This window comes from Pantoea sp. SM3 (genome assembly GCF_000963995.1).
Classification (GTDB): Bacteria; Pseudomonadota; Gammaproteobacteria; order Enterobacterales; family Enterobacteriaceae; genus Pantoea; species Pantoea rwandensis_B.
This window is the reverse complement of sequence record NZ_JZRD01000002.1, coordinates 23,104-38,013: the sequence shown is the minus strand read 5'-3', so window position 1 is coordinate 38,013 and position 14,910 is coordinate 23,104. Positions and strand designations below refer to the sequence as shown.

14 protein-coding genes are annotated in these 14,910 nt (G+C 55.3%); 5 read left to right on the top strand and 9 right to left on the bottom strand.

Annotated elements, in window-relative coordinates; all coding sequences use genetic code 11:
* Window positions 1-102 precede the first annotated feature (102 nt).
* A complete protein-coding gene (gene dpaA / locus VI01_RS01225; RefSeq protein WP_038648778.1) occupies window positions 103-846 on the top strand; it encodes a peptidoglycan meso-diaminopimelic acid protein amidase in 744 nt (247 codons plus the stop codon).
* On the opposite strand, the gene VI01_RS01220 is transcribed toward dpaA, so the two are convergent.
* Together VI01_RS01220 and lpcA are read right to left on the bottom strand one after the other, a co-directional pair.
* A complete protein-coding gene (locus VI01_RS01220) occupies window positions 817-1,584 on the bottom strand; it encodes a class II glutamine amidotransferase (protein ID WP_045813720.1) in 768 nt (255 codons plus the stop codon). The genes dpaA and VI01_RS01220 overlap by 30 nt on opposite strands.
* Window positions 1,585-1,633: 49 nt before the next feature.
* Window positions 1,634-2,212 (bottom strand): D-sedoheptulose 7-phosphate isomerase, encoded by a 579-nt coding sequence (gene lpcA, locus VI01_RS01215; RefSeq protein ID WP_034825351.1) that lies wholly within the window; start codon window positions 2,210-2,212, stop codon window positions 1,634-1,636.
* Window positions 2,213-2,455: 243 nt separating this feature from the next.
* Here lpcA and fadE point away from each other — a divergent pair, with 243 nt between their 5' ends.
* Window positions 2,456-4,900, top strand: a complete 2,445-nt coding sequence (fadE, locus tag VI01_RS01210) for an acyl-CoA dehydrogenase FadE (protein ID WP_038648783.1) — start codon at window positions 2,456-2,458, stop codon at window positions 4,898-4,900.
* Window positions 4,901-5,023: 123 nt separating this feature from the next.
* Here the strand turns inward: fadE and mtnK are convergent, their stop codons facing one another.
* Window positions 5,024-6,223, bottom strand: a complete 1,200-nt coding sequence (mtnK, locus tag VI01_RS01205; protein WP_045813719.1) for an S-methyl-5-thioribose kinase — start codon at window positions 6,221-6,223, stop codon at window positions 5,024-5,026.
* 105 nt (window positions 6,224-6,328) lie between these two features.
* Here mtnK and mtnA point away from each other — a divergent pair, with 105 nt between their 5' ends.
* Complete coding sequence (mtnA, locus tag VI01_RS01200) at window positions 6,329-7,348, top strand: S-methyl-5-thioribose-1-phosphate isomerase (RefSeq protein ID WP_045813718.1); 1,020 nt, start codon at window positions 6,329-6,331, stop codon at window positions 7,346-7,348.
* A gap of 168 nt (window positions 7,349-7,516) precedes the next feature.
* Here mtnA and VI01_RS01195 read toward each other — a convergent pair whose 3' ends face one another.
* The 3 genes from VI01_RS01195 to VI01_RS01185 are packed head-to-tail and all read right to left on the bottom strand — an operon-like array spanning window position 7,517 to window position 9,355.
* A complete protein-coding gene (locus VI01_RS01195; protein WP_038648791.1) occupies window positions 7,517-8,059 on the bottom strand; it encodes an acireductone dioxygenase in 543 nt (180 codons plus the stop codon).
* Window position 8,060: 1 nt separating this feature from the next.
* Window positions 8,061-8,744 carry an acireductone synthase gene (mtnC, locus tag VI01_RS01190; RefSeq protein WP_038648794.1) on the bottom strand — a complete coding sequence of 228 codons (684 nt, stop codon included), beginning with the start codon at window positions 8,742-8,744 and terminating at the stop codon, window positions 8,061-8,063.
* Window positions 8,741-9,355, bottom strand: a complete 615-nt coding sequence (locus VI01_RS01185) for a methylthioribulose 1-phosphate dehydratase (RefSeq protein WP_034825370.1) — start codon at window positions 9,353-9,355, stop codon at window positions 8,741-8,743. Before VI01_RS01185 ends, mtnC begins: the two co-directional genes overlap by 4 nt.
* A gap of 131 nt (window positions 9,356-9,486) precedes the next feature.
* Between VI01_RS01185 and VI01_RS01180 the strand changes: the two genes are divergently transcribed.
* Both VI01_RS01180 and VI01_RS01175 read left to right on the top strand, forming a co-directional pair.
* Window positions 9,487-10,647, top strand: coding sequence for a pyridoxal phosphate-dependent aminotransferase (locus VI01_RS01180; RefSeq protein ID WP_038648799.1), 1,161 nt, complete (start codon window positions 9,487-9,489; stop codon window positions 10,645-10,647).
* A complete protein-coding gene (locus VI01_RS01175; protein WP_038648801.1) occupies window positions 10,635-11,405 on the top strand; it encodes an amidohydrolase in 771 nt (256 codons plus the stop codon). The genes VI01_RS01180 and VI01_RS01175 overlap by 13 nt, the downstream gene beginning before the upstream one ends.
* Before the next feature lie 82 nt (window positions 11,406-11,487).
* Here VI01_RS01175 and katG read toward each other — a convergent pair whose 3' ends face one another.
* The 3 genes from katG to uraD all read right to left on the bottom strand — a co-directional run bounded on the left by katG (window position 11,488) and on the right by uraD (window position 14,906).
* Entirely contained in the window at window positions 11,488-13,686 is a 2,199-nt protein-coding gene (gene katG, locus VI01_RS01170) for a catalase/peroxidase HPI (RefSeq protein WP_045813717.1), read from the bottom strand.
* Window positions 13,687-14,079: 393 nt separating this feature from the next.
* The gene (gene uraH, locus VI01_RS01165) at window positions 14,080-14,415 is read right to left on the bottom strand and encodes a hydroxyisourate hydrolase (RefSeq protein ID WP_038648808.1); all 336 of its coding nucleotides are present in this window, start codon (window positions 14,413-14,415) and stop codon (window positions 14,080-14,082) included.
* Complete coding sequence (gene uraD, locus VI01_RS01160) at window positions 14,412-14,906, bottom strand: 2-oxo-4-hydroxy-4-carboxy-5-ureidoimidazoline decarboxylase (protein ID WP_045813716.1); 495 nt, start codon at window positions 14,904-14,906, stop codon at window positions 14,412-14,414. Before uraD ends, uraH begins: the two co-directional genes overlap by 4 nt.
* Window positions 14,907-14,910 lie beyond the last annotated feature (4 nt).

The window sequence follows — 14,910 nt, the reverse complement described above, 5'->3', positions numbered from 1 at the left end:
TCAGACAATGTTAATGTTGCGCTGCGGTAGCGGATATTTCCGATAATGCAATACCAAGACGCTCAGCGTCATCGTCTCTCTTCACTTCAAGGTACACACAGAATGGGCAGAATCGCATTGTGGCTTGCGATGATTCTTATGCCAGTCCTTAGCTGGGCCATTTCGCCAGAGCCAACGCAACTGTCGGCACCGGTGAGCAAAGAGTTAAAGAAACAATTACTTGGCACCCCTGTTTTTATTCAGATCTTCAAGGAAGAGCGTACGCTGGAACTGTACGGCAAAATCGGTAATGAATATCGTCTGCTGGACAGCTATCGCATTTGTAATTTCTCTGGCGGTTTAGGGCCTAAGCGTCGTCAGGGCGATTTTAAAAGTCCGGAAGGGTTTTATAACGTTAAGCTGAACCAGTTAAAACCGGACAGCCGTTTCTACCGCGCGATTAATACCGGCTTCCCGAATCAATACGATCGTGATAAAGGCTATGACGGTAACTATTTGATGATTCACGGTGATTGCGTCTCAATTGGCTGCTACGCCATGACCAACGCATCAATGGATGAGATCTTTACCTACGTCAACGCTGCGCTGCGCAACGGTCAGCAGGATGTACAGATCAATATCTATCCGTTCCATATGACCGATAGCAACATGCAGCGTCATCGCTACTCAACGTACATCAACTTCTGGCGTGAACTGCAGCCGGGTTATGCGTACTTTGAGAAGTACCACATACCGCCAACGGTTAACGTGACGACGACGGGTCAATATGCGGTGAACAGCACGCCGGTGATTGCTACACCGGATGCTGCCTCGAAGTCATTCCTGGCGCTCACCCAGGCAAAATAATGCCCACTCGCCTGGCACTATCCGGTGCCAGGTTTCATTTCCTGTCAGCGGCTGTGTCGCAATCACCGTCACAACGTCCTTCGGCGTTGTTTGCTGCATAAAATCAATTTCTACATCCTGATCGAGCAACTTGGCTTTGCCAAATGGCGCACGCCGAGTGATCCAATACAGATTGGTCGAGCAGAACGCCATCAGATAACGACCGTCCGACAGCAGCATGTTAAACACGCCCTTCTCACGCATGTCAGCCGCCAGCTCAGCAATGTAGCGAAATACCGCCGGCCAGTTGCCCGGAGTGCGCGGATAACGCTCAGACAGCTTATGCAGGATCCAGCAAAACGCTTTCTCACTGTCCGTTTCGCCAACGGGTCGGAAAGTCCCGGTCTCCAGCTGTTTGTAGCCTTTCAGCTGCCCGTTGTGCGCGTAGGTCCAGTTACGTCCCCAAAGCTCACGGGTAAACGGATGGGTGTTTTCCAGCGACACTTCACCACGATTCGCCTGGCGGATATGAGCGACCACGGAATGTGATTTGATCGGGTAATCCTGCACCAGGCGGGCGATCGGTGAGTTAAAGCTGGGCTGAGGATCTTTAAATGTGCGGCACCCTTTTCCTTCATAGAAAGTGATGCCCCAGCCATCTTTATGTGGCCCGGTTCCGCCGCCACGCTGCACCAGACCGGTAAAACTGAAACAGATGTCCGTGGGGACATTGGCGCTCATCCCGAGCAATTCGCACATAGCAACCGCCTTAAGTCAGCACTCCCGCGTGAGCAGGAGTGACGCGTCATTACTTAACCATCTCTTTTTCGATCAGCAGCATCAGGATATGAATCACTTTAATGTGAATCTCCTGAATGCGGTCAGCGTAGCCAAAATGCGGTACGCGAATTTCGATATCCGCTGTGCCTGCCATTTTGCCGCCATCTTTACCGGTCAGGGTAATCACTTTCATCCCTTTGGCGCGTGCCGCTTCGACCGCTTTGATGATGTTCGCCGAGTTGCCTGAAGTGGACAGGCCCAGCAGCACATCACCTTCACGGCCTACAGCTTCGATATAGCGCGAGAACACATGGTCATAACCAAAATCGTTGCTGACGCAGGAAAGGTGGCTTACATCAGAGATGGCAATCGCCGGGTAGCCAGGACGATTTTCACGGTAGCGCCCCGTCAGCTCTTCAGCAAAGTGCATCGCATCACAGTGAGAACCACCGTTGCCACAGGAAAGCACTTTGCCCCCTGCTTTGAAGCTGTCTGCCAGCAAGACTGCCGCGCGCTGAATCGCGTGAATGTTCGCTTCGTCACTCAGGAACTTATTAAGCGTATCGGCTGCTTCATTAAGTTCTGAGCGAATAATGTCCTGATACATAGGGATGTCCTTTAGAGGAAAGATTTACCCTGCAAGTTTAACGGAATGGGACAAAGCCGCAAAGCGCCTGCATCGGGGAAAAATGCTCAGGCTTTGCCGTTCCTGCTCTGTTGGTCTCCAGAGAGTGCGATTTTGTGAGTTCCGTTGTAATTGCGATGTAAACAGATTGCTAAAAAGCAGCCACTGCTCTAAACCTTACCTTATAACAGGTCAGACCTCTTACAACTTACGGAGCGGTTCATTATGTTGCTTGCCTCGATTGTCGCGACGCTGATTGTCATTAGCGCCCTCTTCTACCATCAAGTTTCGCTGCGGCTCAGCAGTGTTGTCCTGTTGCTATGGACTGCCGGGCTGGCTGCTGCAGGCCTGTGGACGCCGTGGCTGCTGCTGCCACTGGCGATTATCCTGCTGCCCTTCAACCTGCCTGCCATGCGTCGCAGTATGTTCTCCAAACCTGCGCTGCACAGCTTCCAGAAAGTGATGCCGCCGATGTCGCGTACGGAAAAGGAAGCGATTGATGCCGGTACGACCTGGTGGGAAGGCGATCTGTTTCGTGGCAAGCCAGACTGGCAGAAACTGCACAACTATCCGCAGCCACGTCTGACGGAAGAGGAACAAGCCTTCCTCGAGGGGCCGGTCGAAGAAGCCTGTCGTATGGCGAATGATTTCCAGATCACTCACGAACTGGCCGATCTTCCGCCGGAACTGTGGGCGTATCTCAAGCAGCATCGCTTCTTCGCCATGATCATTAAGAAAGAGTATGGCGGCCTCGAATTCTCTGCCTATGCTCAGGCGCGCGTCTTGCAAAAACTGGCGGGCGTTTCCGGTATCCTGGCGATCACCGTGGGTGTACCTAATTCACTCGGCCCAGGCGAGCTGTTGCAGCATTACGGCACCGATGAGCAGAAAGATCACTATTTACCGCGTCTGGCACGCGGCGATGAAATTCCGTGTTTCGCGCTGACCAGCCCGGAAGCGGGTTCGGATGCGGGTGCCATTCCGGATACTGGCGTGGTGTGCATGGGCGAATGGCAAGGTCAGCAAGTGCTGGGCATGCGCCTGACATGGAACAAGCGTTACATTACGCTGGCACCGATTGCTACCGTGCTCGGCCTGGCCTTTAAACTCTCCGATCCCGATCATCTGCTGGGTGAGACTGAAGAGCTGGGTATTACCTGCGCCCTGATCCCGACGCAAACGCCGGGCGTAGAGATTGGCCATCGCCACTTCCCACTTAACGTGCCGTTCCAGAACGGTCCAACACGCGGTAAAGATATTTTCGTGCCGATCGATTTCATCATCGGTGGCCCGTCGATGGCCGGTCAGGGCTGGCGGATGCTGGTTGAATGCCTGTCAGTCGGTCGCGGCATCACCTTGCCTTCCAACTCGACCGGTAGTCTGAAAAGCATTGCGCTGGCAACCGGTGCTTATGCGCATATCCGTCGTCAGTTCAAAGTCTCTATCGGTAAAATGGAAGGGATCGAAGAACCGCTGGCACGCATTGCCGGTAACGCCTACGTGATGGATGCGGCGGCTACGCTTATCACCAGCGGCATTATGCTGGGTGAAAAACCCGCGGTGCTATCCGCTATCGTGAAGTATCACTGCACCCACCGCGGCCAGCGCGCCATTATCGATGCGATGGATATCGCCGGCGGTAAAGGCATTATGCTGGGCGACAACAACTTCCTGGCGCGAGCTTATCAGGGCGCACCGATTGCGATTACCGTGGAAGGCGCCAATATCCTGACGCGCAGCATGATCATCTTTGGCCAGGGCGCGATTCGCTGCCATCCATGGGTGCTGGAAGAGATGAACGCGGCGGCTAAAAACGATCTGGTGGCTTTTGACCGTGCCTTGTTCAGCCATATTGGCCATGTCGGTAGCAACAAAGTGCGCAGTCTGTGGCTCGGTTTAACCGGCGGCCGCACCAGCGCGTCGCCAACCCGCGACGTGACCCGCCGCTACTATCAGCAGCTCAACCGTCTGAGCGCCAACCTGGCGCTGCTGTCAGATGTGTCGATGGCGGTGTTAGGCGGCAGCCTGAAACGTCGTGAACGTATCTCAGCACGTCTGGGGGATGTGCTGAGCCAGATGTACCTCGCCTCTGCTACCCTGAAACGCTTTGACGATGAAGGCCGCAATGAAGCCGATCTGCCGCTGGTGCACTGGGGCGTGCAGGATGCGCTGCATCAGGCTGAGGTGGCGATGGATGACCTGCTACGTAATTTCCCTAATCGTCTGGTGGCAGGCGCGCTGCGCATGGTGATCTTCGCCGGTGGCAAACACTGCCCGGCACCGTCTGACAAACTGGATCATAAACTGGCGAAGCTGTTGCAACTGCCGTCAGCCACCCGTACACGTCTGGGCCGTGGCATGTACCTGACGCCAAGCGAACACAATCCAGCCGGCCAACTGGAGCAGGCGCTGCAGGATGTGATGGCCGCAGAAGTGATTCATGAACGTCTTTGCCAGCAGCAGAAAAAACATCTGTCGTTTACCCGTCTGGATGCGCTGGCACAGCGTGCGTTGAAAGAGGGCTGGATTGATGAGAGCGAAGCCAAAGTACTGACGCGCGCTGAAGCCAGCCGTCTCAAAGCCATCAACGTCGATGAGTTTGTGCCGGAGGCACTGGCCTCACCAAAGCCGCAGGATAAAGGCGCCACGCGCGCCAGTGAAGCCGCGTAACACGAAAAAGCCTCCTGACGGAGGCTTTTTTGATGGGCCAGGCATAACTTATCCCGCATACACATAGCGGTTTCGCGGCCAAAGCGCGCAGTGAATGGCGCGGTTATAAGATTGGAGCCTGACTTACCCCGCCTGACGAATGCGCGCAATCAGCGCATCGACATCCGCAATATGATCTGCCGCGAGAATCAACGTACGGCCCAGCGTGATGCAACTGCGAATGCATTCTGTCCGCATGGTCTCATCGGCGATCTGTTTGAAGTCGGCCACATGAGACATGCCCACGGTGCGACGAATCAGTTCCGTGCCGCAATAACCAATGGTGTCGCTCCATACTTTGCGCAGGAAGGCTTCCGCATAGCCCGGATACGCCAGCGCCACATCAGAGGTTTTGGCGTGAGCCAGTTCAAGGAAGCGGCTGGAGAACTGCGTCCAGACTTCATGCGCATCGCTCAGACGACGTTCACGCCCTTCTGCCGCTTCACGCGGGGCCAGCAGGCCCGGCAGGCAGCAGTAGTTAATCAGCAGATTGCCGATCGCGCTGCCGACATCAAAGCCAATCGGACCGAAATAGCCAAACTCCGCATCGATCACCTTCAGGCTACCATCGGCCACGAAGATTGAGCCGCTGTGCACATCGCCGTGCAGCAGCGCTTCGGCATCCGCAAAGAAGCGGTGCTTCAGCCTGGCCACCGCGATTTTCAGCGCATCGTCAGTGCGCAGGCTGACCACCAGCGGCTCCAGTGGCGCCGGATATTTATTACGCTCGTGATCGATAAAGGGATCGTTGAAGAACAGGTCTTCGGTGATTTCGCACATTTCCGGGTTGATGAAACGCGCGACTTCGGCCTTTTTCTTGTGCGGATGCAGGAAAAAATCAGAAGTATGAAACAGCGTCTGCGCCAGATATTCGCCCAGCTGACGCCCCGCTTCAGGGTAGTAAGCCCCTTTCACCAGCTCGCCGCGCCAGATGCGATGGCTGGAGAGATCTTCCATCACCATCACCGCCAGTTCGGCATCGTAATGGGTGACGTTAACCGTGTGCTCTGGGCAATGTTTATAGTGCTCAACCAGCGTCTGCGCTTCGAGGCGCGCGCGATCCAGCGTTAACGGCCAGGACTCACCCACGCAACGCACATAGGGCAGTGCCTGTTTCACCACCACGCGGCTCTGTCCTTGGTTATCGAAAATCTTGAACACCAGGTTGAGATTGCCATCGCCGATCTCTTCTGCGCTGACCAGCGCTGACGGATCGTCCACACCGCCAAATTTTTTAGCATATTCCACCGCATCAGCAGCGGTGAAGGTACGGTATTGCGACATTGCCTGTTCCTCGACATTCGATAGTAATAAGCCGTTTGGACGTCTATACATCCGTCACGCATGTTGGCACAATAGCCGCTATTAACGCAACAGGGATTTCACACCATGCAAACACTTCGTACCACCAGTCTTGAGGTCCGCGATAATCAACTGTGGATCCTCGACCAGCAAGCGCTGCCACAACAACAAAACTGGCTGCCTGCGCACACTGTGACGCAGTTGGTTGATCACATCCATGCGCTGCGCGTGCGCGGTGCCCCGCTGATTGGCCTTTCAGCCAGCTTGCTGCTGGCGCTGCTGGGCGAGCAAGGTGTCACCCGCGCGGCATTGGCGGAAGCGCTGGAGGTGTTGCGTGCGTCGCGCCCGACTGCCGTCAACCTGATGAACAATCTGGATCGTATGAAGATTGCGCTGGCGGAGAGCGATCACGTCAACGCCCTGAGCGCCGAAGCGCTGCGCCTGGTGGCAGAAGATAAGCAGCTGTGTGACAACATTGCCCGCGCTGGCAGCGCTCTGGTCAAGCCAGGCAGCCAGCTGCTGACGCACTGTAATACCGGCGGTCTCGCCACCGCAGGCGTGGGTACAGCACTGGGCGTGATTGCGCATGCCCATCAGCAAGGATTAGTGAAAAGCGTCTGGGTGGATGAGACGCGACCACTGCTGCAGGGCGGCCGTTTAACCGCGTGGGAATTGGGCGAGCTGCACATTCCCCACCAGCTGATCACCGATTCGATGGCTGCAAGTTTAATGGCGCGCGGCGTGGTCGATGCGATTTGGGTCGGCGCAGACCGCATTGCCGCTAACGGCGATGTGGCGAACAAAATCGGCACCTACAGCCTGGCGGTACTGGCGCACTATCACGGCATTCCGTTCTATGTGGCGGCGCCGCACACCACGCTGGATCGTCAATGCCCGAACGGCGATGCCATCCCGATTGAGCAGCGTGCCGCCAGTGAAGTCACCGGCGTATCCGGCAGTTTTGGTAGTGTGCAGTGGGCACCGGATAACGCGGTGGTCTTCAATCCGGCATTTGATGTCACCCCAGCTGCACTGATCAGCGGTTGGGTGTTGGATACCGGCGTCGTGACGCCAGAGCAGGTTAAGGAAGGGATTTTTCAGCCTTAAGGGTGCGCCAGATGGCGTATCCTGTGTTTACGGTGCGCCAGAAATGAAAAGGTCGCCATCAATGGCGACCTTATGAGGACGAGCCCTATGTTGTCAGATGCACCCTGAAGAGTGACCTTTCAATGCCTTAATCCATTTTGTCGTGTGCAGGTTTACGCGCACAGCGCGTTATGCCAGACGGGGATAAGCATCCGCAATCTTGTCGCCGGTAAAGTTGGCGATCCAGCCTTCCTGATTATCGAAAATACGAATCGCGGTAAAGTGCGGTTCAGAGCCCATATCAAACCAGTGCGCCGTGCCTTCAGGTACTGAAATCAGATCATTCTTCTCGCACAGAATCTGGTAAACCTCATTGCCAATATGCAGGCAAAACAGACCAGATCCTTCAACGAAGAAACGCACTTCATCTTCGCTGTGCGTGTGTTCATTCAGGAACTTCTCGCGCAACACCTGCTTGTTAGGATTGTCAGCTCGCATGCTCAGCACATCCCAACTCTGATAGCCTTTCTCTGCCACCAGACGATCGATCGCGTGCTGATAGGCCTTGATCACCGTTTCAGCATCAGGGTCGTTCCCCAGATCGCGATCCGCTTCCCAACGCTCAAACCGAACGTTTTTGGCGTTCAGGCGCTCGCGAATCGCCTCGGCATCGGTACTGTGCCACAGTGGCTGGCTGGATTCGGTATCGCTAAAAATTGTCAGTGCACTCATGTTAAATCGACTCCGGATTAATCTGCGAAAAATCGTTTACCTGGTGATGGCGACTGGCGTTATCGGCCTCGCCACGAATTAACTGCAATGTGTGCCAGCCTGCTTGTGCCGCGGCATCCAGTTCCTGATGGATATCTGACAGGAACAGCAACGAAGACGGTGCCAGGCCAATGTGTTCGGCGATGTTGTGATACGACTGAGTTTCACGCTTGGCGCCCACCGCGGTATCAAAATAGCCGCTAAACAGCGAGGTTAAATCACCTTCATCGCTGTAGCCAAATAACAGTTTCTGCGCAGGCACCGATCCCGAGGAATAAACATACAGGGCAATCCCCTGTTGCTTCCAGCGTTCAAAAGCAGGCAGCACATCGGGATAAAGATGGCCGGTGAACTGACCTTCAACGTAACCCGCACGCCAGATCATCCCCTGCAGCGCTTTTAAACCGGGCGATTTGCGATCTTCATCGATAAAACCAATCAGCGTGGCGATGAGGTCATCCAACGATGCTTGTGGCGCCGCTGACTCTTCACGCACTGCGTTTAGCGCCGCAACCACCTTCTCATCCGTTTGGTTATCCCGCACGAAGGCTGCCAGATGCTGACGTGCATAAGGAAACAGGACATTGTGCACAAACTGAATATCACTGGTGGTGCCTTCAATATCAGTAACTATCGCGCGAATCATTGGGTCTCCAGCAGTCGACGTTGCAGTTCACATTCAAACAGGAATTCCAGCCCTTCCAGGTGGCGGCGCGCTTCGTTGACGTCTTTGCCCCAGCAGGTTAAGCCATGACCACGTAGCAGGAAGCCATACTGCAACGGCGTCTCGGCAGCAAACGCTTCAATGCGCTGCGCCAGTGCATCAATATCCTGGTCGTTATCAAACAGGGGAATCGCAACGGTATTGAGATGCGTCTCCTGACCCGCGAGGGTTTTCTGCATCTCATAACCGCTCAGCAGTAATGCGCTTCCACGCTCCACGCGCGACAACACAGTGGAGTTCACCGTATGAGTATGCAGCACGGCACCCGCTTGCGGAAACAGACGATAAATTAAGGTATGCAGCCCGGTTTCCGCCGACGGTTTGCGCCCGGAAGGCACGCTGTTGGTGGCGATCTCAACCTGAATGAAGTCATCACGTGTCAGGCTACCTTTATCTTTACCCGATGCGCTCAGCAGGCAGTATTCCGCGTTCTGACGCACCGACATGTTTCCGCCGGTAGCGGGTGCCCAGCCTTTTGCGCCAATCCAGTGGCAGGCGGCCACTAAATGTTCCAGTGGGAGAAAATCCGTCATAGTGAAGGTGAGGCTCCGCTGATAGGTTTAGACGTCTAAGCGTCTCGATTGCCAAATATTAGCATCCTGTGTAGAGTGGCAGCAACACAGGGTTTCTCCGCATCGACATTCGCGCTTAAGGCCACTAAATAATGACGCAGCTCAACCTGACTCCCGAGAGCAAATTACCGGCACTCGGCACCACGATTTTCACGCAAATGAGCGCCCTTGCCGCGCAGTTCAACGCCATCAATTTATCACAGGGTTTTCCGGATTTTGACGGCCCGCAATATTTACAGGATCGTCTGGCCTATCATGTGAGCCAGGGCGCAAACCAATATGCGCCGATGATCGGTGTGTTACCCCTGCGTGAAGCGATTGCCGATAAAACCGCTGAGCTTTACGGTCACACGCCCGATGTTAACAACGATATTACCGTGACCGCGGGCGCGACCGAAGCGCTGTATGCCGCCATTACGGCGCTGGTGCGTCCGGGCGATGAAGTGATCTGCTTCGATCCCAGCTACGACAGTTACGCGCCTGCTGTTCAACTGGCCGGCGGCGTGCTGAAACGCATTGCATTGCAGCCACCGGGATTCCGCGTGGACTGGAGCGAATTCCGCAGCCTGCTGAGCGCGAAAACCCGTTTAGTGATTCTGAATACGCCGCACAACCCTTCTGCGACCGTGTGGCGTAAAAGCGATTATGCCGAGTTATGGCAGGCGATCGCTGAGCAGGAAATCTATGTGCTAAGCGATGAAGTCTACGAGCACATCTGTTTTGATGCAGAGGGCCACGCCAGCGTGTTAGCGCATGCCGAGTTACGCCAGCGTGCCATTGCCGTCTCTTCGTTTGGCAAAACCTTCCATATGACCGGATGGAAAGTGGGCTACTGTGTTGCACCAGCAGCGATCAGCGCCGAAATCCGTAAAGTACATCAGTATCTGACGTTTTCGGTCAATACCCCGGCGCAGCTGGCAATTGCCGATATGCTGCGTCAGGAGCCAGAACATTATCGTGACCTGCCCGCCTTCTATCGCGCACGCCGCGATTGCCTGGTTGATGCATTGTCGGGTAGCCGCTTCAGGGTGTTGCCGTGTGAAGGCACTTACTTTGTGCTGCTGGATTACAGCGCCATTTCCGATCTGGATGACGTCAGTTTCTGCCAGTGGCTGACCAAAGAAATTGGCGTGGCAGCCATTCCGCTGTCGGTATTCTGCGCCGATCCGTTCCCGCACAAGCTGATTCGCCTGTGTTTTGCCAAACAACCCGCGACACTTATCGCCGCTGCGGAGCGCTTATGTCAGCTTTAAAAATTACCGTTCTGCAGGAAACCCTGAGTTGGATGGATGGCGAAGCCAACCTGCATCACTTCGATGGCGTATTGAAAGGCATTGAAGGTCGCGATCTGATTCTGCTGCCTGAAATGTTCACCACGGGTTTTGCCATGGAAGCAGCGGAGAGTTCGCTGCCGCAGCAACAGGTCATTGAATGGCTGCACGGCCATGCGAAAACCAGTAATGCGCTGGTCGGTGGCAGCGCAGCCATCCAGACCGAAAAAGGTGCCGTGAACCGTTTTCTGCTGGTTGAGCCGAATGGCACTGTTCATCAGTATGACAAACGCCATCTGTTCCGCATGGCGAATGAGCATGAACACTATGTTGCAGGCGATACGCGAGAAGTGTTTACCTGGCGCGGCTGGCGTATTCTGCCGCAGATTTGTTACGACCTGCGTTTCCCGGTGTTCTCACGCAATCACAATGATTACGATCTGGCGCTCTATGTTGCCAACTGGCCAGCACCACGTGCACTGCACTGGCAGTCTTTGCTGATGGCCCGTGCGATTGAAAATCAGGCGTATGTCGCCGGTTGTAACCGTGTCGGCAGCGACGGCAATAGCCATCAATACAGCGGAGACAGCCGGATTATTTCGCCGCTCGGTGAGATACTCGCCGCTGGCGAACCTTTTGCCCGCGCCCGGCTGGATGCGGAGCTGTCACTGGACGATCTGCAAGCCTACCGCGATCGCTTCCCGGCATGGCGCGATGCCGATGGGTATACGTTGAAGTAAAGCGCGTTTTATCGCGCATAGGCATTTGAATACGCGTAAAAAAAGGCAGCCTTGTAAGGCTGCCTTTTCGTTTTCCCTAAAATTACAGCTCGAAGCGATCCAGATTCATCACCTTGGTCCAGGCTGCCACGAAGTCATTGACGAACTTCTGTTTGGCATCGCTGCTGGCATAGACTTCGGCCAGTGCACGCAGGATGGCGTTGGAACCAAACACCAGGTCGGCGCGCGTGGCGCTGTATTTCACTTCACCACTGGCACGATCGCGGCCTTCGAACAGTTCGGCGCTCTCATCGGTAGCGCGCCATGCGGTGCGCATATCCAGCAGATTGACGAAGAAGTCATTGCTCAGTACGCCGACACGATCGGTGAACACACCGTGCTGACTACCATCGAAGTTGGTGCCCAGCACGCGCAGACCACCCAGCAGCACGGTTAATTCCGGTGCGCTCAGGGTCAGTTGTTGTGCTTTATCCAGCAACAAGGTTTCGGTGGATGAGCCACCTGCGATACGACGATAGTTACGGAAACCATCCGCCAGCGGTTGCAGCACATCGAACGACTCAACCTCAGTCTGGTCCTGACGTGCATCGACGCGGCCCGGAATAAACGGCACTTGTACCGCGACACCTGCCGCTGCGGCAGCCAGTTCGATGCCGACGCTGCCGGCCAGCACAATCACATCCGCCAATGACGCTTTACCTGACTCCTGCTGAATTTTCTGCAGAGTTGGCAGCACATCATGAATCACGCTGGCATTGACCGCCCAACCGTTTTGCGGTGCCAGTGCCAGACGTGCACCGTTGGCGCCGCCACGTTTGTCACCGCCACGGAAAGTGGAAGCAGATGCCCAGGCAGCAGAGACCAGTTGGCTGGCACTTAAACCTGAAGCCGCAATTTTTGCTTTCAGATCAGTGATGTCATCAGCGCCTGGCTGATGTGTTGCCGCTGGCAACGGATCCTGCCAAATCAGATCTTCCTTCGGCACTTCAGGGCCGATGTAACGCGCTTTTGGCCCCATATCACGATGGGTCAGTTTGAACCAGGCACGGGCAAAAGCTTCATTGAACGCCTGCGGATCGTTGAGGAAACGGCGAGAGATCTTGCCGAACTCTTCGTCAAAACGCAGCGTCAGATCGGTCACCAGCATGGTGGGCTTACGCTTTTTCTCCGGATCGAACGGGTCTGGAATGATCGCTTCTGCATCCACCGCTTCAAACTGGATCGCACCCGCTGGGCTGTGTGTCTGCACCCATTCGTATTTGAACAGGTTCTCGAAGAAGTAGTTGCTCCACTGGGTAGGTGTCTGTGTCCATACCACTTCCAGGCCGGAAGTAATGGCATCCGCACCTGCGCCACTGCCGTAGCTGCTGCTCCAGCCGAGGCCCTGCGCTTCCAGAGGCGAGGCTTCTGGATCAACACCTACATGGCTGGCGGCAGCCGCACCGTGCGTTTTACCCAATGTATGACCACCGGCAATCAGCGCGACGATCTCTTCATCGTTCATGCCCATATTGCCAAAGGTGGCACGAATGGCTGGCGCAGCTGATTTTGGATCGCCGCTGGCTTCCGGGCCTTCCGGGTTGACGTAAATCAGACCCATTTCGGTGGCACCCACCGGCGCATTGGCAAGACTTTCTGGGTGGCGATGCGCCAGCCATTCAGTTTCGTTACCCCAATCCACATCCATATCCGGTTCCCACACATCTTCACGTCCGGCACCAAAGCCGAAGGTGCGGAAACCGGCGTTCTCCAGCGATACGTTGCCCGCCAGAATGTAGAGATCGGCCCAGGAAATTTTCTGCCCGTACTTCTGCTTCACCGGCCACAGCAGGCGACGCGCTTTATCGAGGCTGACGTTATCCGGCCAGGAGTTCAGCGGTGCGAAACGCTGCTGACCACGGCCGGAACCGCCACGACCATCCACGGTGCGGTAAGTACCGGCACTGTGCCACGCCATGCGAATGAACAGCCCAATATAGCTGCCCCAGTCGGCTGGCCACCAGGATTGAGAGTCGGTCAGAATAGCGCGGATATCCGCTTTTAACGCCGGGTAATCCAGCTTGCTGAACTCGTCGCGGTAGTTGAAGTTTTCACTGAGGGGATTGGAACGGCTGGAGTGCTGGTTTAACAGGTCGACACGTAACATATTTGGCCACCAGTCGCGGTTGGTTGTTCCGCTCCCCGCGCCACGTGCCAGTACGCTTTTTTCTTCAGACGCCCCGTGATGAAAGGGGCACTTACCTGACGCTGCTGGATTATCGTTATTGTCGTGCGTGCTCATTTTTCGGCTCCGTTTGCTTCACATTGTCCGGTAAAGATAACCGCACATCGTGAAAGAATATATTTGGATGAACCGAAGGTTTTGATAGTTACTGTCTTTCAAGCGCAGCGTGTGACATGGCGCACAGAAAGTAGGGGCTTATAGCCAATTGCGCATAATTTAGTCACTAAGACAGGTGTCATTCGCGGCCAGCTACGCATAAATGCGTCATTAAAACGGGTGTCGTTTACAGCCGGGTGTGCATGAATGCGTCATTAAAACAGGTGTCGTTTACAGCCGGGTGAGCATAAATGCGTCATTAAACCGGTATCGTTTACAGCAGGTGTACCAAAATGCGCGCCCTGCAGTCATTGGAGTGTTGCAGGGCCGCCATTTAGGGTGGCCGTGACAAAATTAGCTGCCGCGATAGGTTGACCACGACCACGGTGAGATCAGGAACGGCAGATGATAATGGCTGCCCGCTGAACTAATCACAAAATCAATCTGTGCACTGACGTATAGCGCATCGCGTCCGTCAGCAGCGAAATAGTCACCGATCTCTGCGGTCAATCGATAATGGCCTGGCGCCAACGGCTCAGGCGTTAAATCCTTGATACGGCCATCGCTATCGGTTTCACCCTCCGCGATCGGCAACCAGCCTTCCGGGCTGTTCTGCTCCAGGGATATGGCCACGCCGATGGCGGGTTTACCCAGCGCGGTATCCAGAATGTGAGTGGTAATGGTGCTCATATAATGCTCTCCTTAAGCCGTAACAGGGTGATTTCACGCAGTTGCGTCAGCGCTTCCTGCTGCTCTGTCTCTGCATCATTGTTGAGCCTGCGCTGCAATTCCGCCAGCATCTCCTCGCCACTGCGTCCTTTGGCGCGAATCAAAAACACCCGGCTGAAGCGCTGTTCATAGGATTGATTGCCCGCCAGCATGGCAAATTGCAGCGCGCCATCGGCCTGCTGCATCGCCGACTGCTCATTGCGTGACAATACTGCCTCTTTGCCCGCGCCCGCGGCTTTTTCACCAATACGTGGGTGCGCGCGTAATGCCTGTTCCAGTTCGGCACCTTGCCAGCGCTTTGCCAGCGTTTCAGCGGTCTTATAGAGCGCTGAAACATCGGCGAAAGGCCGTGCGGCTACCAGCGCCTGCTGCCAGTCAGGAATCGCCACGCAGTGGGCTATCGCTGTGTGTGCCTCATTGGGCGTGGCATCGTTAAACACCGCTAACTCCATGCAA

Excerpts from the sequence above, each read along its gene's own strand:
- dpaA (WP_038648778.1), top strand. The coding sequence starts at position 103 with ATGGGCAGAATCGCATTGTGGCTTGCGATGATTCTTATGCCAGTCCTT.
- VI01_RS01220 (WP_045813720.1), bottom strand. The coding sequence starts at position 1,584 with ATGTGCGAATTGCTCGGGATGAGCGCCAATGTCCCCACGGACATCTGT.
- lpcA (WP_034825351.1), bottom strand. The coding sequence starts at position 2,212 with ATGTATCAGGACATTATTCGCTCAGAACTTAATGAAGCAGCCGATACG.
- fadE (WP_038648783.1), top strand. The coding sequence starts at position 2,456 with ATGTTGCTTGCCTCGATTGTCGCGACGCTGATTGTCATTAGCGCCCTC.
- mtnK (WP_045813719.1), bottom strand. The coding sequence starts at position 6,223 with ATGTCGCAATACCGTACCTTCACCGCTGCTGATGCGGTGGAATATGCT.
- mtnA (WP_045813718.1), top strand. The coding sequence starts at position 6,329 with ATGCAAACACTTCGTACCACCAGTCTTGAGGTCCGCGATAATCAACTG.
- VI01_RS01195 (WP_038648791.1), bottom strand. The coding sequence starts at position 8,059 with ATGAGTGCACTGACAATTTTTAGCGATACCGAATCCAGCCAGCCACTG.
- mtnC (WP_038648794.1), bottom strand. The coding sequence starts at position 8,744 with ATGATTCGCGCGATAGTTACTGATATTGAAGGCACCACCAGTGATATT.
- VI01_RS01185 (WP_034825370.1), bottom strand. The coding sequence starts at position 9,355 with ATGACGGATTTTCTCCCACTGGAACATTTAGTGGCCGCCTGCCACTGG.
- VI01_RS01180 (WP_038648799.1), top strand. The coding sequence starts at position 9,487 with ATGACGCAGCTCAACCTGACTCCCGAGAGCAAATTACCGGCACTCGGC.
- VI01_RS01175 (WP_038648801.1), top strand. The coding sequence starts at position 10,635 with ATGTCAGCTTTAAAAATTACCGTTCTGCAGGAAACCCTGAGTTGGATG.
- katG (WP_045813717.1), bottom strand. The coding sequence starts at position 13,686 with ATGAGCACGCACGACAATAACGATAATCCAGCAGCGTCAGGTAAGTGC.
- uraH (WP_038648808.1), bottom strand. The coding sequence starts at position 14,415 with ATGAGCACCATTACCACTCACATTCTGGATACCGCGCTGGGTAAACCC.
- uraD (WP_045813716.1), bottom strand. The coding sequence starts at position 14,906 with ATGGAGTTAGCGGTGTTTAACGATGCCACGCCCAATGAGGCACACACA.